Raw genomic sequence first — 26,223 nt, 5'->3', positions numbered from 1 at the left:
GCGCGCGCCAGACCGCAGCGCCCCGGCCAAAAGACACTCATGGAGTAAAGTCTCATGACTGAGAATGCAGTAAACCCGGAAGAGATCGCCGCCGATCGTTCCAAGATGCAGATTTCCGAAACGGATGTCGCAATCGAAATCAAGAACATGAACAAGTGGTATGGTGACTTCCACGTTCTGCGTGACATTCATCTGAAGGTGATGCGCGGCGAGCGGATTGTCATTTGCGGGCCTTCTGGCTCAGGCAAGTCGACCATGATCCGTTGCATCAACCGTTTGGAGGAGCACCAGGCCGGGCAAATTATTGTCGATGGCATTGAGCTGACGGACGATCTCAAGAAGATCGACGAAATTCGTCGGGAAGTCGGCATGTGTTTCCAGCACTTCAACCTGTTTCCTCACCTGACCATCCTTGAAAACTGCACGCTGGCTCCGATCTGGGTGCGTAAGATGCCGAAGAAGGAAGCTGAAGACATCGCGATGCACTACCTGGAACGCGTCAAGATCCCTGAACAGGCCTTGAAGTATCCAGGGCAGTTGTCAGGTGGTCAGCAGCAGCGCGTGGCTATTGCGCGATCCTTGTGTATGAACCCGAAGATCATGCTTTTTGATGAGCCGACGTCTGCTCTCGATCCGGAAATGATCAAGGAAGTGTTGGACGTGATGGTCGGTCTTGCCGAAGAAGGTATGACGATGCTTTGTGTGACCCACGAAATGGGCTTTGCACGGAAAGTCGCAAACCGCGTGATTTTCATGGACGCGGGCCAGATTGTTGAGCAGAACGAACCTGAAGACTTCTTCACCAATCCGCAGCATGAGCGGACGAAACTGTTCCTGAGCCAGATCCTGCACCACTGATATGGGCTGGAATTGGGAAGAATGTCTTTACTGATCAGGCGTGCCATCGGAGGTCTATGCCTGGTTTGCATTCTACTGGTAATACTGATGGGTCTCGGAACGCTTGTTCCGAGACCCTTTTTGAGTCAATCCAGACAGAGGCCCGTGACCCGGATAAGAAACGGACAATTCTGGTGCTGTCCAATCCGATCCATACAGACATTGCTCTGCCTGCCGACCCGGATGTTCTTGAGGCCTTTTCATTCGTTTCCGACGCTGGGTTGGCGCTCGATTTTCAGGGTGTTTTCTGGGTTGTCTTCGGTTGGGGAGGGCGATCTTTCTATGTTGAGACACCAACCTGGGGGCATCTCAAGCCTGGCCCGGTGATCGATGCGCTGACCTGGGACAAGTCAGTCATGCATGTAAGGAGAACAGGGCCCATATCGGTTGAGTTGGAAAGCGTCCGCGAGGTGCATCTTTCAGAAATCGAATTTGACCGGTTGCTGGACAGCATCAGGTTGAGTTTCGAGTTAGATAAAAACGGCGATCCGATACCCATACCGAACGCTGCATATGATGCACACGATATTTTTTCTCCGCCAAGGGCGGTTTTAACGCTTTGCTTGGCTGCAATACCTGGACCGCCAGGGTTCTTCGAACAGCGGGTCTGCAAACGGGAACCTGGACACCCCTTCCGATGACCCTGAATTGGTCACTGGACTTGCACAATCATTTTTAGGGGTGGCGGTCTTCATCAGAAAAAGCTGAGGCCTGGGCGGATATCAGCCTGTCGACGGCGCTGGAAGACAATCGCTTCAATTTTTCAGGGTTCTCTCCAGCACGCGCGCGGATCGACAGTCCGTGGAGTACCAGCGCCAGGTGTTGCGCAATTTCTTTCGCATGAGCTTCACGCACCGCGCCTTTGGATTCTCGCAAAATCAGGCGCGCAAAACCGGTGTCCATACGCAGAAGAACATTTCCAAGCGCCAACTGAAAATCCGAGTCCTGCAATGCTTCCGAAGGGAGCGTGGATATTGCAAGGCATCCATGGGCGGCACCGGTAAGGTCACTCTTCCCGGTGTAAAGATCCACTGCAGCCGCCATGATGTCTTTCATGCGTGCATTGACGCCAGTCGCTTGAGAGCCTGCATCACGCAGATGGGCTTCCATACGATCTGCGAAGCGCTCAATCGATTTCAGAAACATGTCTTTCTTGGTGCCGAATGCAGCGTAGAGACTGGGTCTGTTCAGTCCCGTTGCCTCGGCGATCTGGTCAAGGCTGGTTGCCGAATATCCATGTTGCCAGAAGACCTGCATGATCAGATCAAGGGTTTGTTCTTCATCAAATTTTCGCGGACGGCCGCGTTTGGTGAGTGTTTTCATTTTTTACTGTTTCGCACAAAAAGTTCGACATGTCTATTTATATGCGATACGGTACAAAAAAGGAGAGCCGCATGAACATAAACTGTGAACCCGCAATATCGAACGACCATATGGGCACCGTTTCGTGGGGTAAACGCCTTGGTGATTTCAGTCATGGGCGTCTCACGCGCCTGGAAAAAATTCAGGTTTTGGGTAATCTCGGCCGGATGGCTTTGCTCGAGACCGTTGATGCTCTCAAGGAGCGGGCAGGGCTACTAAGTGCGTTTGGAATGGATCTCGATGGTCTGCAGCCACCAGACACAGCACTCACCCGAGATGCATTTGATTTCGCAGATGATGTCCAGGGCATGGAACTAATGCGTCACAGCTGGCGCACTTACTATTGGGCGGTGTTGTTTGGAAATCGTGCGGGGTTTGATACGGACCTTGAGTTGCTGTTTTCGGCGGCCATTCTGCACGATGTTGGGCTTGCAAGAGACAGGGCATCGGAACCGGGTGATTGTTGTTTCGTGGTTTATGGAGCGGATCGCTGCAAAGAGCATTTGGTGGGCAAAGGACATGATCGGGCGAAAATCAGGAAAATCGCCGATGCTATCGGCTTGCATTTGAATGGCTACGTCAGCAAACGGTTACACGGCGTCGAAGCGCATTTGCTTTCACGTGGCGCCATGTGTGATGTTTTCGGCCTTGGGCGCCGGAGGCTGTCGAGTCTCACCCAAAAACAGATTTTTGCTGAGCAGCCAAAGGGAAACCTGATCGACGACCTTGAAATTTGGCCTGGTCATCATCTTGCGGGAACGCGAGCGGACTTTCTCATTCGGCTCAACCACAAAGACAAGAGCACGTCCCAGCACCGTAGAAAAATGCAACCAAAGGAAGTTTAGGCAGCTGGTGGAAATTGCGAGCGCTAGCTATATGAAATCGGTTATTTGTTGTCCGGAAAGCTTCATCTAAAACGAATCGAAAGCGCAGAAAACTGCCAAAACGAGTGAGTAGAATCTGGTTGTGTCAAGGTAGTATCTAAATTCTTGATAACGAAAATTGACAGTCATGAATTGATGTTTTGCTGCGAAACTATTGTGAAAAATATCCATTAAAAATACAATTTATGGTTTATTCAATTTTGCACGGTGAAGTTGTGTTGGTTAGAGGGGTTATCCAACATGCAATCCGTGACAGACGAATTTGCGATCCGACTAGAATTTGCACAGATCGACCAAAGCACGATCAGAACTCTTCAAAAAATTTGGCCGGTGATAAGGCCGGCATTGGATTCGATCCTGGATGATTTTTATGTGCATCTGAAGGGACAGCCAAAACTGGCTGAACTGGTAGGAGACATGCAACCGCGCCTGGTCTCGGCTCAAAAGAGCCATTGGGAAAAGCTTTTCTTGTCGGGCTTTGACCAGGACTACCAAGACAGCATCAACAAAATAGGCCATGTGCATTGTCGTATTGGATTGGAACCCAGGTGGTACATTGCCGGCTATAGATTTGTTCTGACGCGCCTTCACGCGGGGCTTATTAAAAAATATCGCCACGGGTTCAGCGATGTGAACCATTTGCTGGATGCCGTGACAACGGCCGTGATGCTCGATATGGAATTGGCAATCTCGACTTACGAGGAACGGTTGCTGCAAATTCGGGAAGCACAAACCGCTCGGTTGAACGAAGCGATTGAAAGCTTTCAAGGTAAAGTGCAAACGCCGCTGGAGGACGCTGACGAGGGTGCTCGGATCGTCGCCGGTCAAGCGGAAGAATTGACATCTGTGTCGGCGTCCGCATTGGACCAGGTTTCTGCAGCGGAAGCGGCGGCAAAAAACACCAGCTTAAGCGTCCAAACCGTCGCAAGTGCCACGGAAGAACTTTCCAGTTCGATACAGGAAATAGCCAAGCAAATAACGGGTGCATCTGAGATCGCTAGTCAAGCAGCAGGCGGAACCGAGCAATCCAGTCTCAAGGTATCAAGTCTTGCAGGTGCAGCTCAGAAAATTGGTGATGTCGTGGGTCTCATCCAGGCCATCGCCGAACAGACAAACCTTCTCGCTCTCAATGCGACGATTGAAGCTGCTCGAGCTGGAGATGCAGGACGCGGATTTGCAGTTGTGGCAAGTGAGGTGAAGACGTTGGCAGAACAAACCGCGAAGGCGACTGAGGAGATCAGCCAACAAGTTGCGGAAATCCAATCATCGACAGAAAGTTCCGTTGCTTCAATTCATTCGATTTCGGAAGTCGTCAGGCAGTTGGACGAAATGACCGCGTCAATCGCTGCTGCTGTCGAGGAGCAGGGGGCGGCAACCAGGGAGATATCCGAAAGCATACAGTCGGTGTCTTCGGGGGCTAAGGAACTCGACGAAAATATATCGGGCGTCGGCATGGCCATTGGAACGTCCGACAAGGCGGCCGCCCAGTTTTTGCAAGCGGCTGAAAAGGTCAACACCAGTGCCAGTTCAATTTCATTGGAAATCAGAGCCTTCTTCGAGGAGCTGAAAGCGGACACGGGAACTTGAGAAGCAAACTTGCCGCAATCAGTCCGTATTGGTGGCAACGTCAACGTCTTCACGGCTTCCCCATTCCGCCCAGGAGCCGTCATAGAGAGCTAGGTCCCGTGTTCCCAAAATAGAAAGTGCCAGGGTCAATATTGCAGCAGTTACACCTGAACCACACGTCGTCGTCACGGGTTTTTCCAGGTCTATGCCAGCATTTTGAAAGGCCGTTTCGAGGCTGGCTCGGTCATTGAAAGTACCATCTTCACTGATCAATTGGGTGAAAGGCAGATTGAATGCCCCTGGCATGTGGCCAGAACGCAGCCCAATACGGGGTTCCGGGGCCCTGCCATTGAAGCGGTCGAAAGACCGGGCATCGAGAACCTGCCTGGAACCTGTTTCAAGGGCAGCTTTGATGCCGGCAAGATCTGCCACCGCACCGTGGTTCAGACGCGATGTGAAATGGCTCTGAACCCGCCGTTGTTCCTTGTCTTCTTCGGCACGTCCTTCTGCCCGCCATTTTGGAAAACCGCCGTCCAGCACGAAGACCCGTTCTGCGCCCATTGTTCGCAAGGTCCACCAGACGCGAGGGGCAGAATAAAATCCGAAATCATCATAAACGACCAAGGTTTGGCCATCACCAATTCCCAGCTTCCGCATCGCGGATGAAAAGACATGCGGGGCGGGCAGCATGTGCGGAAGCTCGGAATTCTTGTCGCAGATTTCGTTGACATCGAAGAAGACCGATCCCGGAATATGGGCGTTCGGATAGACCGGTGGCGCATCAGGGTGGGTAACCGGCGGCATCCAGGCGTTGACCACTACCAAATCGGGTGAAGTAAGGTTGTCGGCAAGCCATTGGGTTGAAACAAGCGGGTGTTCGGTCATGAGTGCATCTCAGTCTTCGTAAAGGCCGTGGGATTTGTGCCAGTCTTCAATCGAGAGGTCTGGATAACGCTGAAAGTGCACATGTCCGGGACCGTCTGGCACAACAATCCAGTCAGCTTTGAATTCAAGCATCATGTGCAAGGTTTCAGGCGGAGTTGGCAATGGTGTGTCTATGGCCCCAGCATGAGGGTGGATCAGATCCGGCCAGCGTGGATCCCAAAGCCAAAGATGCGAGCCACAGGACTTGCAAAAATGTCGCTCTGCGGGGCTCGCCTTGCCATCGACAACAGCGCTGTAGACACCCTTTGCATCAGCCCCAAGTATTTCCAGGCTGTTGGCCTCTGCCAAGAGGTTTATAGCATAGCCCCCACTGCCACCGACCTTCCGGCAGATGGAACAGTAACAGCGCATATAGGGGTAAGGCGTTTTGCTCTCCATCTCAAATCTGATGGAGCCGCATTGACAGCTGCCTGATAGTTTCATGTTGCTATCCAATCAGGGTGATCAGTCCACCAGACGAATTCGTACACGTCTGTTCTGCTTGCCCTTGTTCTCAATCTTTCCGAGCGCCAGCTCACCAATCTCCGAAGTTCGGCTGACATGCGTTCCCCCACAGGGTTGCAGGTCTATATCAGAACCGATCCTGACCAGACGCACTTTGCCCGAGCCCTTGGGAGGTTTCACAGACATCGTTTTGACGAGGCCAGGATTGGCTTCGAGTTCAGCATCTGTGATCCATTCACTTGTCACCGTGTGATCACGTCCCGCCAGATTGTTCAGTGCTTCCAAAAGCGTGTCCTTGTCGATGGTTTCAGTGCCCATGTCGAAATCAAGCCGACCTTCAGTGTCGCCAATCTGCCCACCTGTAACAGGAAAAGGTAGAGCCACTGAAAGAAGATGCAACGCGGTGTGCATTCGCATGAGGCGATAGCGCCTGGGCCAGTCTATGTGTGCTGTCACGATCGATCCTTCAGGAGGGACAGCCTGATCTGCATTCGGCACGTGGACGATTGTCGTCCGGTCATCGTCAAAAACTGTTGTGGCAATGTCGATCCGGTTGCCATCGTCAAGCTCCAGGTATCCGCAATCGCCAGGCTGGCCTCCGCCTGTGGCATAAAATACGGAGCGGTCCAGCAAAATGCCGCCCCGCTCATTTATGCCGGTAACCTTGGCTTCGCATGTTCGTAGATAGGCGTCGTCACGAAACAAAGGTGTCGTCATGTGTGTATCCCGATATTCCCGACTAGTAGATCATCAGATGCCGGATGGTGTGGCAATTGGATTCGGATAGAGTTGCCCGTGGCGCGAGCGTGGCTCAGGCTACTGCATGTCATTTTTGAAACTTAGATCCATAACAATGGCCGCTGCTGCCATGTTTCCCATATGCAACGCTGTTGGCGTATTCTGGTGACCGGCATAAATCATGTCTCCGGCCGCATAGATGCCGGCCACGGAAGTTCTGTAACCATCATCGACACCAGCATAGCCGTCAGGTGTGAGCTGCAAATCCAGCGCTTTGACCACATCCGTCTGTCTCTGAAAAGGATATACCAGCATGCAGTCGATAGCGATTTTGTGCCCATCGGAAAATACCGCTTCAATCAGCGATCCGTCTTTGCCTTTGACCGTATCTGGGAGCGTGTCACATATAATGATGCCGAGACCTTCAAACTGAGCACGACGCTCTGCCGTCAGATGCAGCGAAGGGTCTATAAAATATGTCAAATCAGTTGACCAATGCCGATAAACTTCGGCTGCATCGAGCACCTCCTGACGATCGGCGTAGATGCCCCATCGCTTGTTTCTCCATTCATATCCATGGCAAAACGGGCAGTTGATTATGCTGGATCCCCAATAGTCGGCCAGGTTGGCAACTTCTGGAAAGATGTCGATCATCCCGGTCGCGAGCAGGACTTTTTCGGCAATAACAGAGGAACCGTCCACAAGGTTGAGTTTAAATCCGGTTTCGTGGATCTGAATTGCAGTTGCATCGCTATCTATAAAACGGGCGAACGGATAGGAAAGAATGTCTTCGCGTATTGAGGCGCGAACGTCTGCAGGAGAGTTGCGGTCCATGCCGGGCAGGGCAGCGACAAAAGGAGAGGCAGTGTTTCGAGGCGGTGTGTCTTCCGAAGAAATGACAGTCGTGTCCACCATTGACCGGGAGAGCGTTAGCGCACAGGCGAGCCCGGAAGGTCCGGAGCCCAGTATGGCAACTGTCGTTGTTTCTGTTTTGGAGAAAGGCATCAGTTATTTGTCTTTGCAATCAGGAGTTTGATTGCAAAACTGCCCATGATTCCGGCGAACGCCCAGTCGAAAAAGCGCATCGCTTTTGGAGATGACTTCAAAAAGCCAGCGAATGTACCGGCACCGAGCACCATCAGTGTACAAATTGGCATTCCGAGCAAAACAAAATAAGCGCCGAGAAACAGTAATTTTCCCACGGCATTCGGATCACTTGCGCTTATGAATTGGGGCAGGAAAGTCACAAAAAACAATACGATCTTCGGATTGAGTATGTTGACGCCAAGACCTTGCAGCCAGATCTGCAAAAAAGGTTGCGTCTTTGCTCCGGCAGACTCGATTGCGAGCGATGAGCCATGGCGAAGTGTTCGGTAGGCAAGCCAGATGAGATAGGCGGCTCCCACAATCTTCAAAAGAGTAAAGGCAAGCTGGGAAGCAGCTAGCAATGCCGAAACGCCCACTGCGGCTAGAATAGTATGGATGACAAGGCCGACGGTAACACCGAAAACGGCGATTAGGCCCGCGCGGCGACCCTGTGTGAGCGTTTTGCTCATGAACAGGGTCATGTCTGGCCCGGGCGTTATGGTCAAGATCAATGCCGCAGCCGAAAAGGCGAGCAAAGTGGTCGTGTCCGGTACAAAAGTCATGGTTTTACCTGCGGTGCAACGGTTGCAACCCCGCCAACGTATCAGACAATAGGGGACGCTTGCACCTGCTGACCCTCTTACCTTTGCATCAGCCAGTCACGAACACGGACGGTGTTGCTCCGAACTTTCATCGACGCTTTCCGAATTGGGTTCGACGGGCAGCATGTGTTGGTGGCGGCGCTGCTGAAGGAACCTGGTAATCAGGGCTGGGCAGTGGCGGCACTGGTGTCCTTGATCGAGATTTTGTACCAACCAGACTTCTGATGAGCACAATCAGTGCGAAGAGCGGAAGAGCGACCGCCGTTGCGATGCGGTTAAAGAGGTAGTCTTGCCCGACGTCCGAGGTAATTCCGCCCGTCGAGATCTCCGCGCATCAGTGTCACGGTCTCGGGTGCTCCAAACGAAAGAAAGAAGTATTGCTGATCCAACTCTTCTTGCTGAAAGACATAGTTGTAGCTGCAATGATGAAAGATGAACATACTAGACCTGCATCGCCGATTTTCAGTCGGTATGTAAGCAGGAGAGAGTGTTTCCGTTTTTAATTTCAAATCCTTGACGATGGATCCGTCCGTGAAAAAGAAAAACGGCCCTGCAAGCATTAGGGCGAGGAAAGATAAAAATACTCTCATGAAAACCTCAATCAAAAATGGATTGTGCAACCTGAATACAACCCATTTAAAATTGAATGAATCTGGTCTCACAGATTCCGTTAACGCGTCAGTTTTTATGCCGGTCGGGGTGAAAATTACAAAATTGGCGACAGGAGACGTGCGCCCTGAGCCAGTACCTGAAAAACGTAACTGCGAGACTGAAAGGCGTCAGGCCAGGTCAGTCGGGCATTTTGAAAATCAGTTTCGAGCATGCTCTCTACGTTTCGAATTGTTCGTTCATGGGTGAACCAGAGCGTGAGTTCAAAATTGATCTGAAATGAACGATTGTCGAAATTTACTGTGCCAATTGAAACCAGGTCTTCGTCCATCAAAGTTACCTTCTGATGCAGGAAGCCCTCCGAATAGCGATACACCTTGACGCCGCGTTGCACGAGGATGTGCTCGTATGCATGGCTTGCCAGCCACACCGTCCAGTGGTCACGCTTTTCAGGCAGCAATATGCGAACATCAACGCCGCGCATGGCCGCGGAACATAGCGCTGTTTGGACATCAAGCGACGGCACGAGATAGGGTGTTGTGATCCAAAATCGTTGTTTCGCCTGCGCGGCAGCCTCGACAAATGCGATGGCGCACTCTTCCAGTTTGTCGGCCGGCCCGGTCGGCATGACAAGAACGGATTCGTCTCCAGGCATAGGTATTTCGGTGACTTGGGGCAACTCGATGCGTTCACCGCTTGCCCAAAGCCAGTCTTCGACGAAGGACAGGGCGCAGGCAACCGCAGCAGGACCTTCAACGCTGACATGTGTGTCGCGCCAATGGCCAAACCATTTGCTTCGCCCGACATACTGGTCCGCAACATTGTGTCCGCCGACGAAGGCAACCCTGAAATCGGTAACAACCAGTTTTCGGTGGTTGCGATAGTTCAGGCGCATCGGTCCAAGTAGGCGCAAAAAACGGTGATTTTCGTTGAACCCGCAAACCTTGACCCCAGCCTCTTGCAGGCGAACGATGAATTCGTTCGAAAGAGAATGGCTTCCCACATCGTCGTAAAGAAAACAGACTTTCAATCCGTCCTTCGCACGAGCAATCAAAGCGTCGGCCATCTCCCGGCCGAGCTCATCGTCATGAATGGCAAAAAATTGGAAAAAGATACTATGGTTGGCCTCTTCGATGGCCTGTTTGATCGCCGAAAACGTAGCTGTTCCATCAATCAGGAGCCTTGTCTTATTGCCCGCCAGAAATGGAACACCGGCAACACGAGAAAGAACGGGCCAGTCCCTTGTTTCTTCGTGGTCTGTCAATCCAAGTTCGTCGGCGCGACGCGCGCGTTCAGCACGACCAAGCGTTGCCTGGATCTTCGCGTAGTCTGCAAAGGAGCGCCAACCAAAAACGAAATAGAGCGGCACAGTAATATAGGGAATGAAAAACAGGGACAGAAGCCAGGCGACGGATCCTTGGGATGTCCTTGAGTTCATGACCTCTCGAACGGCGCAAATACCTGCCGTTATATAGATCAAAGCGACAAAAGCTGCGACCAGTCCAAGGTTGTTGGCAACCACATCCAGAATGCTGATATCCGTTACAGCATCCTGGATGACAGTCTCGGCCGCAGCTCCATCCCTATCCAGCGCTTGGGGTTCCGGCTCCATTTGTCGTCAATCTCAAAAGTGCAAGCTCGTCATGCAAACGGTGGGGTGATGTCAATGGTTCGATCTAGCCAATCGGGGACAGGCAGGTTCTTCGATCTCAAGAACTCAGGGTTATAGAGTTTTGACTGATACCGTGTTCCGTGATCGCACAAGATGGTCACAATAGTTTTTCCTGGTCCCATTTCCTTGGCCAGGCGCCGCGCACCGGCAAGATTGATGGCACTTGAGCCGCCAAGAAGTAGGCCTTCTTTCTCGGCAACATCGAACACCAGGGGCATCGCTTCCTCGTCAGGAATTGTATAGGCGTGGTCGATCTTGAGATCGCCGACGATTACCGTCTTGCGGCCAAGACCAATTCCCTCGGAGATTGAACCTCCCTCGGAAGCAACGGCCTCACCGGTTGTGAAAAGAGATTGCATTGCCGCACCACGCGGATCTGCACAACCGATGACGATGCCAGGCTTGTTTTCCTGAAGAAACTTCGAAACGCCGCCCAAGGTTCCGCCGGAACCAACGGCGCAAATGAACCCGTCTACCTTGCCGTCCGTTTGGGAAAGAATTTCAGGGCCGGTTGTCAAATAGTGGGCTTTGCGATTGTCCAGGTTGTTCCACTGGTCCGCGAAGATCACCCCATTTGGCTCGCTCTTTGCCATGTCCTCAGCCAGACGGCGGGCGACATGCTGATAGTTGTTAGGGTCCTTGAATGGCTTTGCAGGAACTTCGACGAGCTCTGCTCCGCAAAGGCGGAGCATGTCTTTCTTCTCCTGGCTCTGCGTTTCAGGAATAACGATGACCGATCGGTATCCTCTCGCACTCGCAACGAGCGCAAGACCGATTCCGGTGTTGCCGGCAGTGCCCTCGACGATCACACCTCCCGGTTTAAGGTCTCCGCGAGCCTCTGCCTCCAAAATCATCTGACGCGCGGGACGATCCTTGACCGACTGCCCGGGGTTCATAAATTCAGCTTTGCCAAGAATTTCGCAGCCCGTCTCATCTGAAAGGGCCTTGAGTCGGATAAGAGGCGTGTTGCCGATCGCATCAACAACTGAAACGGACACAGACATTTAATACTATTCCTGGCTGAATTGGGCAGTTCGAATGAACCGGCCAATAGTCTTGCGGTGAGCTTCGGACGCTAAAGCTCCTGAGGAGCTTGTTCAAGATTCTATGTAAGACTTTGGGCGTGGAATGCCACAAATGGCGGGAAATTCTCAGTCAAAATTTTCCGGAATGATTGAAAGTCGCCGCCGAGTTGTTCTCATGCCCATCTAGATCAAGATTTTGAATCGGGTATTTATGGTGTAGACAATGATCTAGGAAAGGTTGTTGCGCGTATTGGACACAAAGCAACCTGGGCTCGCGGAAATATATGAGAGCGGTAATGGAAAAAAATGTGACTGGGATGGATGAGCTGCTAGCCGGATATGCGGCTGGAAGTCTGTCCTATCCAGCACAAGCCCTCGTCGGCGCGCACTTGGAATTGAGCGACCGCAATCGTGGCTATGTTTCATCCCTGGAAACCCTTGCCGGGGTCGGGCTTGACGATGCCGCGCCGATCGATCTTTCAAATCGCGACGCGGCTTTGTCTGCAATTTTCAGTGGTGATGACACGCTGCTGAATGACAACGCCCCACTTTCGGGCGTGCATTCGGAAGACGCGGGTGATGTTCCCGAATCGCTCCTGTCTATTGTCGGAACTTCCATGGACAAGCTTCCTTGGAAAACACTCCTTCCTGGCGTCAAGGAATGCAAGTTTGGTGAAATCGACGGCTGTGTGAGCAGTCTTCTGTGGGTGCGTGCCGGGCGCGCAATGCCCTCGCATACACACCATGGAACCGAATTGACCCTTGTGCTCAAAGGCGGGTTCAGGGACGAGGACGGCCATTATGTTTCTGGCGATGTTGCCTTTGCTGACGGCGATGTCGACCACAAGCCCATCGCCGATGAAGGCGAAGACTGCATTTGCTTTGCTGTGACCGCTGGTCGGCTGGAGCTTACCGGACCTGTGGGCCGCTGGTTCGCACCTTTCATGCGATAATTTCACATATTCAGATCCACTCGCCAGGCGTTTTGCGTAAACAGTGTAAACGCTTGGAGAGTTCAACTTGAGAAATCAAAACTACGTTGCGAAACCGGATGACGGCTGTGCGTGGGTTACGGGCGCAAGTTCGGGCATCGGTAAAGAGCTCGCGCTTGATCTGGCCCGGTCCGGATGGACAGTGGCGGTCACTGCCAGATCTTCGAAAGAACTTGATGCACTTTCCGTCCAGGCGCAGAACTTGCCTGGTTCCATCCACCCTTATCCCGGTGATGTCTCTGATACGCAATCAATGTCCGACATCTGTAAATCGATCCTGGCCGGTTTCGGAAAAATAGCCTTGATGATTGCCAATGCCGGCGTCTATCTGCCCCAAGATGGTCTGAAGGCGGAAGCATCTGCTTTCAAGAAGAGTTTCGACATCAATCTGATGGGCACAGTCAATGTCCTGTTGCCTGTGATTGAAGCGATGAAGTCGGAGGGAAGGGGGCAGATCGCCGTCGTTTCGTCTGTTGCCGGTTATAACGGCCTACCGACCTCCGCGGCCTATGGGGCCACCAAAGCAGGACTGATAAACCTCGCGGAGTCCCTGAAATTCGATCTTGATCGGGCTGGTATTCGCATTCAAGTCGTCAACCCGGGTTTTGTCGACACTCCGGCAACACGTTCAAACCCTTTCCCGATGCCGCATCTCATTACGGTTGAACAGGCGGTACAGAAAATTAGGGAAGGTCTGCAAAACAGCAAACGCTTTGAAATAGCGTTTCCTTCGATCTTTGTATTTCAGCTCAAGTTTTTGAAACTTTTGCCTTATCGGCTCTATTTTGCCTTTATGTCGCGCGCGACGGGTTGGAACAAAAAAGAGGCCGGGTAAGACCCGGCCTTTTCATTTTTCCTGTGGGATATTGGTCAGGACGCTTTCACGTAAACCATCTGGCGTACATCGATGTTGCCTGACCTGAACCCGGCCTCACAATAGTGAAGATAGAACTCCCACAAACGCTTGAAACGCTCGTCGAAGCCAAGAGGGCGGATTTTTGGCCAGGCCTGGCGGAAACTGTAGCGCCACTCGGCCAGTGTGCGTGCATAGTCCTGACCGAAAATCGTCTGGTCTTCGAGATCGAGCCCGAGTGACTTGCCGATTTCTCTCAGTCTGCCAGGGGGGCAACATTCCGCCAGGGAAAATGTAGCGCTGAATGAAGTCGGTTCCGCGTCTGTAATCCTCAAACATCTTGTCTTGAATGGTAATGATCTGCAGACCTGCTTTGCCACCGGGCTTCAGACACTTGGAAAGCTGTTCGAAATAGGTCGGCCAGTATTTTTCGCCAACGGCTTCAAACATTTCGATTGAAGCTATCCGGTCGTAGACGCCGCGTTCATCCCGATAATCCTGGAATACGACATCGACTTTCTCATTGAGGCCTGCCTTGTAGATACGTTCGCGCGCATAGTCGAACTGTTGTTGCGAAATGGTCAGAGCCTTTACGTGGGCTCCAACGGTTTTTGCGACGTGTTCCGCAAAACCTCCCCAGCCGCACCCGATCTCCAGGACCTGGTGCTCCGGACGAATGCCCGTTTGCCGAACAAGCGAGGCATATTTTTCTGCCTGCGCTTGCTCCAGATTGTTGGTTTCATTGCTATAAATTGCCGAGGAATAGGTCATCGAAGGGTCGAGCCATTCCTTGTAGAACGCGTTTCCAAGATCGTAATGCGCGGAAATATTCCGTTTCGATCCACGTTTCGTATTGGCGTTCAGCCAATGACGAAGAGAAAGCAGGAAGCGTGAGAACGGCCGACCTTGCAGGGCTTCCAGGGTGGATTCCTGATTGATGCAAAAAACCTCGAGAAAGGTCGTTACATCGGGTGACGACCAGTAACCGGCCATGAAGGCCTCACCGACCCCGACATCGCCAGCTTGCACGACCATTCTGAAAAAACGCCAGTTATGGATCTTCAAGACGCCGTGCGGCCCGGTTTCACGGCCCTCAATCAGATAACGGCGACCATCGGGAAACTGAACTTCCAAAGAACCATAGCGGATCTTGACTGCAAGATTTGCTGCCATTCGAGCGAGGCGGGGAGTGCCCTTCAACTCGCTGCGAAGGTTTTCTTGTGTCAGGACAATAGGCTCACTACTCATCGCAGAACCTCTTGAAATGTTATTCATTTGATGCCAGCGAGGCGTGGCGGTTGTGCCGGTCCGGCCCCCCATCCAATGCATCTTGCGCGGGCCGAGAGTGAAATGGTACACGCTTCCGCCAAATTTTAAAGGCTTCCCAATGGATGGCGGCCATGATTTTGAACGTCAGAAATGGAACCCGCAGGCATTCTCCAAGTATGGAAGCTGTCGTGAACTTCTTTCTTTCTCCGGAAAATGTTGCCGAAAGAATTGGACCTTTGGTGTCCTTTTCCAGAATGCGAACGCGAACGCTCTCGCCCGGAGGAAGCATCCTGAAGAAATAGAACTGCTGCATGCTCAAGAAGGGAGACACATAAAATTCTTTACGCTGGGTCTGCCGAACGCCGGCGTCGGACATCTGGCCCGTTTCCACGGGCAGAGCATAAGTGTGCAGACCTCCAAACGTGTTGCGCACTTCATAGACCACACCGGTCAGCGTCTCGTCTTCGTCGTAGGCGTAGTAGACACTCAAGGGGTTGAAGCCGTAACCAAACAGACGAGGATATGCCAGAAGCAATATCCTTTTGGGAGCGGCGATGCCCTGATCTGCCAAGAGGTTTTCTATGTGCCGTCTAAGACAGCTTCCATCACGCGGACCGTGGTCTTTCCGGTGAAACGACAGCAAGTTGAATTTGTCGACTGAAAAGAGCCAGCTGCGTCGCGACGCTTCCTCCAACCGGTCCAGGTCCAACAACATCGAGAAGACACGATAGTTGAACCTGTGCACCTTCGGTTTCATACGATGATGCATTACCGAACCAGGGTAGAGCGAGACGGCGCTCTCAGGCGCAGGCCCATTGTCGCGTAACCGATTGTTCCGCGATGAGGTCATTCGGCGGCTTCCAGAAACTTGTCACTGTCCTGACGTTCCCAGGGCAATTGTGCTCCAAGCGATCTGGCGACGCGCAGGCCCGACGAGAGCCCATCTTCATGGAAGCCATGGCCACCCCAGGCACCACAATACCAAGTGTTCCTGACGCCTTGGATGTCTCCCAGACGTTTTTTTGCCGCCAACGCAGACGCATCGAATTGTGGGTGATCATAAATGTACTTGGCAAACGTCTTGTCTTCGTCCGGAGCTTCGAACGGGTTGAGCGTCACAAACACCGGCTTGCTCCGGTCAATGTTCTGAAGTCGGTTCATCCAATAGCTCACCGTTACGTCGCGTGTTTCTCCCGCTTCACGGTCTGACATGTAGTTCCACGACGCCCACACGCGTTTGTTCTTGGGCATCAGGGCCTCATCGCGGTGCAGGTAGACTTCATTCGGACGATACCGGATTGATCCAAGTATTTCGCGTTCTTCCGGGCTTGGGTCGCCGAGCATTTCCAGGCTTTGATCCGTGTGGCTCGCAAGAATCACATGATCAAACACATCCGTATGGCCGGTGGTATCTGTGACGACAACTTGCCCGTCTTTCCGAAGGATCTTGGTGACAGGAGTTCCCAACCGGATTTTCCCAGCCAGGGGCGCGATCAGGCGGCTGACATAATTCCGGCTGCCGCCGGAAATCGTGCGCCAGAGCGGCCTGTCGGTGGAAAGCAGCCGATGATTGTCGAAGAAGGCGACAAAGCTTTCTGCAGGATAGGCGCGCATTTCATTGATCGGCGTCGACCAGATAGCTGCCCCCATCGCGAGCAGATAGTCATTGATGAAGCCGCTCGAATATCGTTCTTCTTCCAGATAGCCGCCGAGGGTCTTTCCAGAAAGGCGTCCGGCTTTCAAGTCTTCAACCGAAGCCTTGTTGAAACGAAATATGTCACGCAACATGCTCAAAAAGCGAGGGGAGAAGAGGTTCTTGCGCTGCGCAAATATGGAATTGATAGAGTCGCCTGACCATTCCAGTTGGCCGTTGTCAGCGGACAGAGCAAAGCTCATATCGCTGATTTCACTGGCTACACCAAGATGATCAAGTAAGGCTGTGAAATTGGGGTAGTTAAGCTCGTTGTAGACAATAAAACCTGTGTCGACGGACATCTTGGTCCCGTCATAGTCAATGTCTTCTGTCGCGCTGTGCCCCCCAGGGCGGGTCCGCTTCTCATACAAAACTACATCGTGCCTATCGCTTAGTGCCCAAGCTGCGCTGTTTCCGGAAATACCGGAGCCGATGACGGCAATCCGCATGTTTGTTCCTTTTTGTGACTGGGCAGGCCTCTGAAGGTTCTCGCCATGGTGAAACTGTTTTTGTTTTCTTACCCACTTACGGCTCTCAAAGAAGCGCGGATCACGCAGGCCAATGAATTTTAATATATTTTTGTGATTGAGTTTGAACAACAAGGTTGCATGGGGGATCGACGTAAGGGTCGGCCTGACAACAAAAAACGCCCGATCAAAATTTGATCGGGCGATCTTTTTACCGGGTCAGCAAGCCAGACTTTCTCAGGCGGCTTGAGTAATGTGTTCGGCTATCAAGCCTGGATCGTATCCACAATCCAGTTCCAGGCAACCTCAACGCGGACCTTGGCGGCATCGAAGAATGCGACCACCTTGTTCCACACCATTTGTCCGAAGTCGGCAACATGAAGCATGGGGCCTGTTTTCGGATCCGGCTCCTCGCCGGTCTCGATCAATTCGACCGTGGTGGCATCCAGCCCGTCATTGACGACACGGCGGGTCACGGTCAACGCCCCTTCGTTCACGAGCCTTGATTCATCTTTGCCGGCTACGACGGTATTCTGGTCCATCGCGCGAACAACAACAGCGCGTCCGTCAGGAAGCAGGTGTGTCTCGTTCGTGCTGACTTCTGAATCGTATATGACCTCGCCGTAAGAATCGATCAGTTCGACCCAAACCGCCTTACGGCCGTCAAGTTCGATTTCGCCAACCCAGATCGTGAGCTCACTTTCAAGTGGGTCCATTTGATCCAGTGAGGCCGACGCTACTGTGACCGCCAGACGGTCTTCAGGCAAATTTATCGTTTCCTGAGGTAACGGTGCCGCGGCTGCGCTTCCCGCCAATGCGAGGATGAGTCCAAGCGCAAATGTTCCTGCTCTGGTATTCCGTTGCATGTTCGCCTCCCAAGGCAAATACAACTCTATTTCACCGTGCCTGAGACTTTGTTTTGGTCCTTTTGGACTCTTCAGCCTTTTCGGCAATTCCGTCTGTTGCGGATGCGCCCCAATCGCACGGTCACGATTTAGCCATTATCGCACCACAATCTCGCAATTAAGTGTAATAAAGATCACAAAATCGGTCGATTCCAGTTACTTTCAGTTAATAAGTGTGGTCCGAAGGGGTCAATTCAAGATGCGTCACGGGTTTGTGAGCTAAATTGACCTGTAAAAAATGACAATATACGTAGCGTAATCTTCTTGACTGTGACCAATTTACAATGGTCGATGACAGTAAGTTTTACGCAATTACGGGTCAGTTATCTTTACCTAATTTGCCACGGCTGTCTCAGTGCGGAGGCACTTCTTTGCCCGAGCAAAGGGCATGCTAGTGAGCACCATAGAAATCAAAAGTCTTCAAATGAAAACTCCGCCGGAAAGGGCCGGCGGAGCTGTCGCGGGAACACAAGATCGATGGGGTGACGTGTCGTGATCCCGTTTGACCCTCTAAACCTGAGTTGCGGCGTTATTATTTCGGAGCCGCTTGAGTGTTCAGGCCGAAGGCGAAGTATCGATTTCGAAACGAATTTTTAGGTGTGTGGAGAAGAGAACCCACCTGCCAAATTTGTTCTACAAATTCAACAGAAATGAGTGCTCAGTCACATTCAACCCTGTCAGAACTAACAATGAAAAATCGGATGTGGATTTTTTGTGTCCATAATCTGGCAACTAAATCACGGAAAACAAAGAGGAATGAGATATTTGTTCAATGCTGTTGCATTTTTTTGCGGCCTTAATTAATTGCGCCGGAAAGTTAGGCGAAACTGAATTGTTTGCAGTTTTGTTGCATTTCAAGTCTTCAAAATCTAAGTCATTGCCCGTTTTCAAAACACCGGCCGGATTCCCTTGCAAGAATCTACACGGACAGATTGCAAAAGACATTTATCTCGTTCCTGAGAGCAAGGCGGCGCCTAAAGGAATTTGAAGGTGCAGTCTCAGCGAATGCGCTTTTTGGTCGTCATAGCTACTTACGAGCAATTTTTGCGCAGATTCGTATGACTTCTTGCGCTTCATCCGTGGACAAGCCGGTACGTTCAAATACGTCCAATGAAACTTCACAGCACTTGGCCCAGGCGCTATGGCCTTCGTCTGTCAGTGCAATGATTTTCTGGCGTTCGTTTCCTTCTTGAATCTCGCGGGTCAGGAGGCCTTTGACCTCCAGTCTACGAAGCATCGGTGTCATAGTAGCCTTTGACACTTCCAAGCGACTGGCAAGCTCAGAAATCGAGATTCCATCTTCTTCTGCCAATGCCATCAAAACCAGATATTGCGAGTAGGTAATGTCATGGGCCTTGAGGAGTGTCTGGTAATGCTGTCCGACTGTGTTCGAGGCCGTGTAAAGGGCGAAGCACAATTGGTTGTCTAATCTGATCTTCGGTCTTTCATTCGATTTGGCTCGATTGGACAATGGGTTCAGGCCCTTGGTTTGGTGTGAAACCAAATTGGTAACACCGCGGGAGATTCTTGCAAAACAATTTTATTGCTAAAAGTTAGGTAGCATATTATTAGAAGACATACAAATACAAGGATGCTTAGGTCAGTGAGAATGTTCCGGTCGCCGGCATGTTGCTGTTGCCGGACTTCCGGCCTTTCGTTGAAAGCTAATTTGATGCTGAAAAAGGGAAGCGCCTGACCTGAACCGCTATCGCATCGCCATTGAACAACACAAATCAATCATGAACCGAGGGAGATATTCATGAGCTGGCTACCGAGTTTGAAAACGGCCACACCAGAAGAGGGCTACAGCCTTGCAATAAAGATGTCGCGAATGGCGGTCAAAATGACCCAACCGGATGACGAGATCAGAAACAGGCTTCGCGCCGATTACGCCAACAGTGCTGACAGCTTGACTATGGTATCTCAGGTTGTTGCGACAAATTTTCAAACCGTCGCCCAGGCAAACAACTACTGGAGCCAGTCCTGAACAAGGGCGTTGCAAAAGAGCGGACGGTTGTTCCATGACCGTCCGTTGAGTGTTTTGGTTTCAAGGCTTGAGCCCAAGCGCTTGTTTCAAAGAACACTTTGCTGAAGTAAACGCTCTACCGGTGCCAGCGCGCATAAGCGAAGGTCAGCGGACAAGATGACGAACCCAGCACGTTCGTGAGCTTACGGGGTCTTGTGACCAGCCCTTGCTGACAGCTTCGCAGTCGGCAGCCAATCGAAGTCTTGTTGAAACGGAAAGGACGGTGACCGACGCCATTCGTTTTGTAGGGCGCGAATGTCTTGATTTACGGCTCCGTCAGTCAGGGCCATTCGTGGCGGACAGGCAATCGGCGCCAACTCGGGTGAAAGATATCCCGATTTGACAATCAGGAATTTGGCGCTGGCGGGGTCGATGCCGAAAGCCTTGAAATCATCCAGCTTGTGGAATGGGCGGCGGTACTCGGACAGGATGACGAGGTTGTTGGCAACCTCAAGCAGCACTTCTCGCGTCTTTTTGTCAGGATCGCCGCGCTTCAGTTGCACCTTCGCTTGGCATTCCACAGTTGGGCAAGAACTTCCGTGAGCTCCTCCAATTGTTATCTCAAACTTGGCACCAGTTTCGGACTGCCAAGCTGCATCAACTGCTGCTGGGTCAGCAATACCGGCGAACACGCCACCTTCCATTCCCTTTTCAAGCCAGAGGTGAAGGATGTCGGTCCTGTCACCGACACCACCACCTGTCGGGTTGTCGCCGCTGTCAGCGAGTATAAAGGGATGGGTTTTGCAGGCCGAGGCGTCCATCAGGCAGTCCTCAAGCGGTTTCGTTGGGACGCCGAATTGGCAATTCTCCCGATTGTTCCAGTAACCGGCCGCAATGAGCTCGGCAGCTTGCTTGGCTGCCGCTGGATCTGTACCCGTCACAACGGCGGAAGCTGTCGCTCTTTCCGTATCTGCCCAAACGTATCCCACCATCAAATTGGAGTCGTCGACACCATCTGATGCGTCGAACAACGGCAAGCCTGTGTAAAGAGACTTCATTGGCTCGTCTTCGGTGCTCGTTCGTTCCCCAGGATGAAGAACAGGCACAGAAACCCAGGCAACACACCGCTTGGAGCCACCAGAGAGTTGGTCTATCAACAGATCCGCTGCGCGCTGGTGGGTTTCCTGAACGTCAATATGGGGAGCTGTCCGGTAAGCGCAGAAAATATCGATCTGGTCGACGATATTTTGGGTAACGTTGCCATGTAGGTCATAGCTGACTGCGATCGGCAGCTTTGGCCCGATGACTTTCCGAACAGCTGCAATCCAGTCGCCTTCGGCGTCGCCCAGGCCAACCACATGCATTGCGCCGTGCATGATCAGGAGCACACCGTCGACAGGAAGACTGTCCTCAAGCTGTTTCAGGAAGTCACCTTTGAAGGATTGATAGCAAGTCTCTTCAACAGGTCCGCCTGGGACAGAACGCGCATGAAAAAGAGGCTGAAAGGCGATCTCGGCATACCGGCTGTCCGCCAGGCCTGCCTCTCTGACAAGGTCTTCACCGCGAACAATCGTAAAGTCATCAGCGGTCTGGATCAGGGGAGAATAAGTGCTGCATTCCGTGTGGATACCGCCAACCGCTATTTTCATTGTTCGCCTGTCGTCTCGTTTCATAGGGATGGGAAGTACATGCTTGATGCAGCAAAGCGTTGCCAGTTTTTCTGTGCTGGTGACGTCCAGCCTGCCTCCGCAACAACGTAAACTCTCGGGAAGACCATGTGATTGAAAAGCGCTTTGTCGGTAAGGTGCTCGCTCCAAATGCAGGCTTGAACACCTTTCAACTGGTCCAGTTTGGCCTCATGCAGGCCTTCCGAGGGCTCATAGGCGTAAGATGCTTCGGGCGTTGAAACACCCGCCCAGCTTGCGCCAGGTTCCTTCCAGCCGGAGGCCTGAACCATGTCGAGGTAATAGTGCTGCCCGGGCGTACTGACGACGTCGTAGCCTTGGTCAATCAACTCCTTTGTAACCTCGCGCTTTTGCCACGCCATCAGGAGGACACCGTCCGGATCGATGCCGCCGCCGTGCGATACTTCATCCCATCCGGCAAGTTTCTTGCCGTGTTTCGCGAGGATCTCGCGCACTCTTCCCATGAAATGAGCTTGCAATTCCAGTGTTCCGGAGAGGTTCTTCTCACTCATTAATCGCTGAGCTTTGGGTGATTCCAGCCAGGAGTGAACATCAACCTCGTCCCCGCCGATGTGAATGTATTCGCTTGGAAACAGGCTTGCGACTTCCGCAAATACCTTCTCAAGAAAGTCATATGTTTCGTCCATCGCTGGGTTGAGCGCGTTGTTGGGATAACCCTGGATGGAGTGATAACTGTTGTCGGGCTCGGCCTGATCGGCGAATTTGGGATAGGTTTTCAGGACTGCAGTTGAATGACCCGGCACATCTATTTCCGGGACGATATCTATGTTGAGGTCAAGGGCGTGGGAAACGATGTCACTGATATCGTCCTGAGAGTAAAAACCCTCGTAAATTTGGGACGAAAACCCGAGTTGCCCAACCTGTTGGCAACCAGGGCCGCGTTTGGCTCCGCTGCTTGTGAGTTCGGGGTAAGCCTTGATCTCAAGGCGCCAGCCTTCGTCGTCTGTCAGATGCCATTGCAGAACATTCATACGGCCCCAGGCCAGAATGTCGAGAAGGCGCAGCACTTCATGCTTCTGCCTGAAGTGACGTGAAACATCCAGATGCGTTCCTCTCCAGCCAAAGCGTGGGGAGTCAGCGATTAAGCCCAGGACAGGAAAGCGGTAGGTGTCTGGCGCGACATAAGCGCCGTAGGCAATTTGCGCCAACACAGTCAAGCCATAGTCGCGGCCCTGTTGGCCCCCATACCTGAGCAGTGCATGTTCATTCGCGAACTCGATACCATAGGCTTCGTCTGCCAGGGTTTCGTCATGCCTCAAGGCAAGACCGCAAGTTGTCGACGAAGCTGAAAATCGGAACGGATAGGGGGTCTCAGGAAAGAGGCGTTTTGAAAGGCCGTTTATTTTTCCGGCTGCCGCTTTTTCGTCAGGAGTTCCTTCAGACAAATGGATTGCAGAAATTCTGTCCGTCCACGCCGAGACATTGATCGTTTGGGGCCAGGGCACAATATGGATCGGCAGGTCGACCACGCCAGGAGACACACTTCTGCGCTCACCGGTATCTGCGTCATCCGGGGCATCAAGATCATTGCACAGGACCTCAACAATTTGGCCGTATGTGGTGATGTAGGCCGACTTTGGTCCGTCAAGCCGGTGGCGGGCCGGATTGACGAGGCCTTGAACAGCGAATGTCCAGCTCTCTCCTGGCTCAAGCTTCAGGCCAGGAGGTGGAGAGAGTTCATGAAAATTGGCAATGCGCGTTAGGTTTTGCGCATTTTCCAAAGATGCATTTCCAGCTGCACGGGTCATTGCGGAATAAGCGAGCGTGAAGGACTGTAGCGTCTTCTTGCCGGTATTGGTCAGGGCAAATTCGAGGCGCGCCTCTGCAAGGTTTTCTGAGGGACGATAGAAACAGTCGAGGACAACATCGGTCATGAATTCAGGTTCCGTCAAAGTCGGGCGATTGCGTAAATGTTCTGGGCAGGGCGGGGGAACCAGCTGACAGGCCGCTGTCGACCGGAAGACAGACACCGGTGATGCATCTGGCTGCCGGGCTCAACAAAAAAGCAACAGCCTGGGCGATATCGGCCGGTTCTGGAAGAGCCTTGAATGGGTACCAGCGAAGGGCTTCTTCAAATACTTGCGGATTTTCCGACTGCCTTAATTTCCAGGCTTGCGTCTTGACCGTTCCGGGAGCAACAGCATTCGCCCTTAATCCATATTTGCCGTATTCGACAGCAAGAGCCTTTGTCGCGTGTATCAACCCTGCCTTGGCTGCGCTGTAAGCGGGGTGGCCGTAGGTTCCGAGACCATTTACCGAGGCGATGTTGACGACGCTGGCGTGCCCACAGGCAATCAGATCATCTTCAAACATCTTGAAACAGTTGAGCGCAGCTTCCAGGTTTAGCCCTACGTCCTTTGCAAGATTTTCTCGGGTCATTTGATGGAGTGAGCGCGCGCTTGCTGCTCCAGCGTTGTTGATCAATACCTCAATGGGGCCAAGAGACCGGGCGGAAGCAGCCAATTCGCAAAGACTGTCGGCATTAGTCAGATCAAACGGAAGTGCCGTCGCCTTCATGCCTTTTTCTTGAAGAGATCCAACAGCTTTCTCAAGGCTGTCCTGGTCCATGTCGACAGCAGCTATGGTGTAGGTCTCTGCCAGTTGTTCCCCAATGGCGGCACCTATGTCACCTGCGGCACCTGTTACGACGGCGACCGGTTTTGAAGTCTGTTCAGTCACCCAGTGCCTCCTTGTCGTCCTGATCGCGGGTATTGGTAAGCTGATGTTTGACCCGGCGCAGGGTTTCGCGAGCTTCATCTCCGCGTCTCACTGCTATCAAAGTTGAAAGCAAATCGACGACAAACAGAAACGCGTAACGGCTGCAACTTGGTCTTAGGATGTTTTCCCCTTCCGGCAGATCGATCCCGATTGTGATATCGGCGAGGGCTGCCACAGGACGCTCGGGCCGGGTGAGCGCAATTATCGTCGCGCCATACGTTCTGGCAGCCTCGAGCGCGCGCGCCATCTGGACATTGCGTCCCGAGACGGAAGAGGCCACGACAACATCTCCTGGCCGCAATGTTGCCGCGTGCATAAGCTGCATGGCGTGATCGGTTATGCTGACAGTGCGCAAACCAAGACGGAAAAAGCGGTTCTGTATCTCGTCCGCAACCATCGACGAAGTGCCACCAGCGCCATAGGCAGCAACGAGACCAGCGTTGCTGAGCAGGTCTGCAGCATGCTGGACCGTGTCCATGTCTAACGCAGACCTGGTATTTGCGGCCGTTTCCTGCAGCTGAACCATAAGACTGTCGGCAATGTCTTGCGGAGCCTCGGAAGCAGCATTGGTCGCTAGATAGCGGGTGCCTGCAAAGGTGACCTGAGCAACCTGCACCTTGAAGGCCGTAAAGCTTTCACATCCAAGTCTTCGACAGAAACGGGTCACCGTTGGTGGCGATACGCCAGCGCGTTCAGCAACCTCGGTAATGCCCGCGTTGACAATGAAGTCTGCATCTTTGCGCAAGATCGCCGCCAGAACGCGTTCCGACTTTGATAAATCAGGTTCAACACCCTGCAACACCGACAGAATGTCCCGCATAACCGATCAATCCGGTTTCTTGTAGGCGATACAGTCGATTTCAACCTTGCAGTCGACCATCATGGTCGCCTGGACGCAAGCGCGCGCAGGAGGGTGTTCGCCAAAATAGGATTTATAGACCCCGTTGAAAGACCAGAAGTCTCGAGGGTCATCTAGCCAAACGCCAACACGAACCACGTGTTCAAGTCCGTATCCGGCTTCTTCCAGAATGGCGATGACGTTCTTGATGGTCAGGTGCGTTTCTTCAACGATGCTACCGTTCACTATCTCTCCATCTTTCATTGGGACCTGTCCGGAAACATGAAGCCATCCGTCAGCTTCTACAGCGCGTGCAAAGGGAAGATTTTGACCGCCGGCTCCTGATTTGTCGGCTCCATATCGTGTGATGCTCATTTCAAGCTCCAAAATGAAAATGATTTACATAGTGGTTTGACATTGGTTTCATTTCACTCCTATATTTTTTAAAAATCAACCGTACAAATGAAAATGGTTTCCGAAATGCGGGATAAGTCTGAAAATCAAATCAATCCATTCTCGGGTCGGGATCCCGATCGTGCGGAAATCTGGGATATGCTCGTTGATAGGGACATAACGGCATTTCTCGCCGCTGACTGGGGCCTTGTATCAAACGATTTTGAGGAAGATGCGTTTTTCGGGGTCGACGGCGGGAAGGTGGCCAACCCGGACGAATGGCAACTCGGCTTTCCCGATCTGGCGACTTACAAGAACGAATGGCTGCGTCAGGCAGAAGAGTTTTCCAAGACCGATTTTGCGGAAGACGCAAGAGCCGCGATCTTCAATGCGACGCGTCTGACAGATATCGAAATCAATGGCTCCCGGGCTATCGCTCGGAAGAAATTCGACGGTCGGATCAAAAAGGCTGATGGCAGCGAGGATCGTTTGCTTTGGCAGACGCTTTATTATTGCGTCAAGAAGAGCGGGCGCTGGAAGATCTGCAGTTTCACCGGTTACTTGCCAAATCCACTCGGCGCTGCAAACTGAAG

24 protein-coding genes and 2 pseudogenes are annotated in these 26,223 nt (G+C 52.4%); 8 read left to right on the top strand and 18 right to left on the bottom strand.

Annotated elements, in window-relative coordinates; all coding sequences use genetic code 11:
* Nucleotides 1–54: 54 nt before the first annotated feature.
* Nucleotides 55–858, top strand: coding sequence for an amino acid ABC transporter ATP-binding protein (locus ACZ1HV_RS03095; RefSeq protein ID WP_152501981.1), 804 nt, complete (start codon nucleotides 55–57; stop codon nucleotides 856–858).
* Nucleotides 859–914: 56 nt separating this feature from the next.
* A pseudogene (locus ACZ1HV_RS03090) lies at nucleotides 915–1,576 on the top strand (TIGR02117 family protein).
* Here the strand turns inward: ACZ1HV_RS03090 and ACZ1HV_RS03085 are convergent.
* Entirely contained in the window at nucleotides 1,573–2,220 is a 648-nt protein-coding gene (locus ACZ1HV_RS03085; protein ID WP_472717288.1) for a TetR/AcrR family transcriptional regulator, read from the bottom strand. The pseudogene ACZ1HV_RS03090 and the gene ACZ1HV_RS03085 sit on opposite strands and share 4 nt — an antisense overlap.
* A 71-nt stretch (nucleotides 2,221–2,291) precedes the next feature.
* On the opposite strand from ACZ1HV_RS03085, the gene ACZ1HV_RS03080 reads away from it, so the two are divergent.
* Together ACZ1HV_RS03080 and ACZ1HV_RS03075 are read left to right on the top strand one after the other, a co-directional pair.
* Nucleotides 2,292–3,104, top strand: coding sequence for an HD domain-containing protein (locus tag ACZ1HV_RS03080; RefSeq protein WP_472717287.1), 813 nt, complete (start codon nucleotides 2,292–2,294; stop codon nucleotides 3,102–3,104).
* Between the two features lie 279 nt (nucleotides 3,105–3,383).
* Entirely contained in the window at nucleotides 3,384–4,730 is a 1,347-nt protein-coding gene (locus ACZ1HV_RS03075) for a globin-coupled sensor protein (RefSeq protein ID WP_298820636.1), read from the top strand.
* Between the two features lie 18 nt (nucleotides 4,731–4,748).
* Here the strand turns inward: ACZ1HV_RS03075 and sseA are convergent, their stop codons facing one another.
* From sseA to ACZ1HV_RS03040, 7 genes are all read right to left on the bottom strand, one after another.
* Nucleotides 4,749–5,594: a 3-mercaptopyruvate sulfurtransferase gene (gene sseA, locus ACZ1HV_RS03070; RefSeq protein WP_472717286.1), complete on the bottom strand. Its 846-nt coding sequence runs from the start codon at nucleotides 5,592–5,594 to the stop codon at nucleotides 4,749–4,751.
* A 9-nt stretch (nucleotides 5,595–5,603) separates the two neighbouring features.
* Nucleotides 5,604–6,077, bottom strand: coding sequence for a GFA family protein (locus ACZ1HV_RS03065; protein ID WP_298964026.1), 474 nt, complete (start codon nucleotides 6,075–6,077; stop codon nucleotides 5,604–5,606).
* Between the two features lie 21 nt (nucleotides 6,078–6,098).
* Nucleotides 6,099–6,815 carry an alanyl-tRNA editing protein gene (locus ACZ1HV_RS03060; protein WP_472717285.1) on the bottom strand — a complete coding sequence of 239 codons (717 nt, stop codon included), beginning with the start codon at nucleotides 6,813–6,815 and terminating at the stop codon, nucleotides 6,099–6,101.
* Between the two features lie 99 nt (nucleotides 6,816–6,914).
* Entirely contained in the window at nucleotides 6,915–7,841 is a 927-nt protein-coding gene (locus tag ACZ1HV_RS03055) for an NAD(P)/FAD-dependent oxidoreductase (RefSeq protein ID WP_472717284.1), read from the bottom strand.
* Complete coding sequence (locus ACZ1HV_RS03050; RefSeq protein ID WP_472717283.1) at nucleotides 7,841–8,485, bottom strand: LysE family translocator; 645 nt, start codon at nucleotides 8,483–8,485, stop codon at nucleotides 7,841–7,843. Before ACZ1HV_RS03050 ends, ACZ1HV_RS03055 begins: the two co-directional genes overlap by 1 nt.
* A 745-nt stretch (nucleotides 8,486–9,230) precedes the next feature.
* Nucleotides 9,231–10,745, bottom strand: a complete 1,515-nt coding sequence (gene cls, locus ACZ1HV_RS03045; protein WP_298816361.1) for a cardiolipin synthase — start codon at nucleotides 10,743–10,745, stop codon at nucleotides 9,231–9,233.
* 29 nt (nucleotides 10,746–10,774) lie between these two features.
* The gene (locus ACZ1HV_RS03040; RefSeq protein ID WP_472717282.1) at nucleotides 10,775–11,809 is read right to left on the bottom strand and encodes a cysteine synthase A; all 1,035 of its coding nucleotides are present in this window, start codon (nucleotides 11,807–11,809) and stop codon (nucleotides 10,775–10,777) included.
* Between the two features lie 338 nt (nucleotides 11,810–12,147).
* Between ACZ1HV_RS03040 and ACZ1HV_RS03035 the strand changes: the two genes are divergently transcribed.
* Together ACZ1HV_RS03035 and ACZ1HV_RS03030 are read left to right on the top strand one after the other, a co-directional pair.
* Nucleotides 12,148–12,783 carry a ChrR family anti-sigma-E factor gene (locus ACZ1HV_RS03035; RefSeq protein WP_472718396.1) on the top strand — a complete coding sequence of 212 codons (636 nt, stop codon included), beginning with the start codon at nucleotides 12,148–12,150 and terminating at the stop codon, nucleotides 12,781–12,783.
* A 67-nt stretch (nucleotides 12,784–12,850) separates the two neighbouring features.
* Nucleotides 12,851–13,657, top strand: a complete 807-nt coding sequence (locus ACZ1HV_RS03030; protein ID WP_472717281.1) for an SDR family NAD(P)-dependent oxidoreductase — start codon at nucleotides 12,851–12,853, stop codon at nucleotides 13,655–13,657.
* A 35-nt stretch (nucleotides 13,658–13,692) separates the two neighbouring features.
* Here the strand turns inward: ACZ1HV_RS03030 and ACZ1HV_RS03025 are convergent.
* The 5 genes and pseudogenes from ACZ1HV_RS03025 to ACZ1HV_RS03005 all read right to left on the bottom strand — a co-directional run bounded on the left by ACZ1HV_RS03025 (nucleotide 13,693) and on the right by ACZ1HV_RS03005 (nucleotide 19,480).
* Nucleotides 13,693–14,950, bottom strand: a pseudogene (locus ACZ1HV_RS03025) (class I SAM-dependent methyltransferase).
* Nucleotides 14,943–15,794, bottom strand: a complete 852-nt coding sequence (locus ACZ1HV_RS03020; protein ID WP_472717280.1) for a DUF1365 domain-containing protein — start codon at nucleotides 15,792–15,794, stop codon at nucleotides 14,943–14,945. Before ACZ1HV_RS03020 ends, ACZ1HV_RS03025 begins: the two are co-directional and overlap by 8 nt.
* Entirely contained in the window at nucleotides 15,791–17,086 is a 1,296-nt protein-coding gene (locus ACZ1HV_RS03015) for an NAD(P)/FAD-dependent oxidoreductase (protein WP_472717279.1), read from the bottom strand. The genes ACZ1HV_RS03020 and ACZ1HV_RS03015 overlap by 4 nt, the downstream gene beginning before the upstream one ends.
* 284 nt (nucleotides 17,087–17,370) lie before the next feature.
* Nucleotides 17,371–17,970: a hypothetical protein gene (locus tag ACZ1HV_RS03010; RefSeq protein WP_298816376.1), complete on the bottom strand. Its 600-nt coding sequence runs from the start codon at nucleotides 17,968–17,970 to the stop codon at nucleotides 17,371–17,373.
* A 1,066-nt stretch (nucleotides 17,971–19,036) separates the two neighbouring features.
* Nucleotides 19,037–19,480 carry a MarR family winged helix-turn-helix transcriptional regulator gene (locus ACZ1HV_RS03005; RefSeq protein WP_472717278.1) on the bottom strand — a complete coding sequence of 148 codons (444 nt, stop codon included), beginning with the start codon at nucleotides 19,478–19,480 and terminating at the stop codon, nucleotides 19,037–19,039.
* A gap of 288 nt (nucleotides 19,481–19,768) precedes the next feature.
* On the opposite strand from ACZ1HV_RS03005, the gene ACZ1HV_RS03000 reads away from it, so the two are divergent.
* Nucleotides 19,769–19,996 carry a hexameric tyrosine-coordinated heme protein gene (locus ACZ1HV_RS03000; protein ID WP_363324430.1) on the top strand — a complete coding sequence of 76 codons (228 nt, stop codon included), beginning with the start codon at nucleotides 19,769–19,771 and terminating at the stop codon, nucleotides 19,994–19,996.
* A 182-nt stretch (nucleotides 19,997–20,178) separates the two neighbouring features.
* Here the strand turns inward: ACZ1HV_RS03000 and ACZ1HV_RS02995 are convergent, their stop codons facing one another.
* Genes ACZ1HV_RS02995 through ACZ1HV_RS02975 form a run of 5 tightly spaced genes read right to left on the bottom strand, consistent with a single transcriptional unit; the run spans nucleotide 20,179 to nucleotide 25,612 of the window.
* Nucleotides 20,179–21,624 (bottom strand): M81 family metallopeptidase, encoded by a 1,446-nt coding sequence (locus ACZ1HV_RS02995; protein WP_472717277.1) that lies wholly within the window; start codon nucleotides 21,622–21,624, stop codon nucleotides 20,179–20,181.
* Nucleotides 21,625–21,644: 20 nt separating this feature from the next.
* Complete coding sequence (locus ACZ1HV_RS02990; RefSeq protein ID WP_472717276.1) at nucleotides 21,645–23,555, bottom strand: beta-N-acetylhexosaminidase; 1,911 nt, start codon at nucleotides 23,553–23,555, stop codon at nucleotides 21,645–21,647.
* Nucleotides 23,556–23,559: 4 nt separating this feature from the next.
* Nucleotides 23,560–24,360, bottom strand: coding sequence for an SDR family oxidoreductase (locus ACZ1HV_RS02985; RefSeq protein ID WP_472717275.1), 801 nt, complete (start codon nucleotides 24,358–24,360; stop codon nucleotides 23,560–23,562).
* Nucleotides 24,353–25,219 (bottom strand): MurR/RpiR family transcriptional regulator, encoded by an 867-nt coding sequence (locus ACZ1HV_RS02980; protein WP_298816386.1) that lies wholly within the window; start codon nucleotides 25,217–25,219, stop codon nucleotides 24,353–24,355. The genes ACZ1HV_RS02985 and ACZ1HV_RS02980 overlap by 8 nt, the downstream gene beginning before the upstream one ends.
* A 6-nt stretch (nucleotides 25,220–25,225) precedes the next feature.
* Nucleotides 25,226–25,612 carry a RidA family protein gene (locus tag ACZ1HV_RS02975; protein ID WP_472717274.1) on the bottom strand — a complete coding sequence of 129 codons (387 nt, stop codon included), beginning with the start codon at nucleotides 25,610–25,612 and terminating at the stop codon, nucleotides 25,226–25,228.
* Between the two features lie 105 nt (nucleotides 25,613–25,717).
* On the opposite strand from ACZ1HV_RS02975, the gene ACZ1HV_RS02970 reads away from it, so the two are divergent.
* Complete coding sequence (locus tag ACZ1HV_RS02970; protein ID WP_472717273.1) at nucleotides 25,718–26,221, top strand: hypothetical protein; 504 nt, start codon at nucleotides 25,718–25,720, stop codon at nucleotides 26,219–26,221.
* Nucleotides 26,222–26,223: the final 2 nt, after the last annotated feature.

The sequence above is a fragment of the Roseibium sp. JB4-4 genome (genome assembly GCF_055693425.1).
Note: the sequence above shows the minus strand (reverse complement) of the source record. Positions and strands in the feature narration are given on the sequence as shown.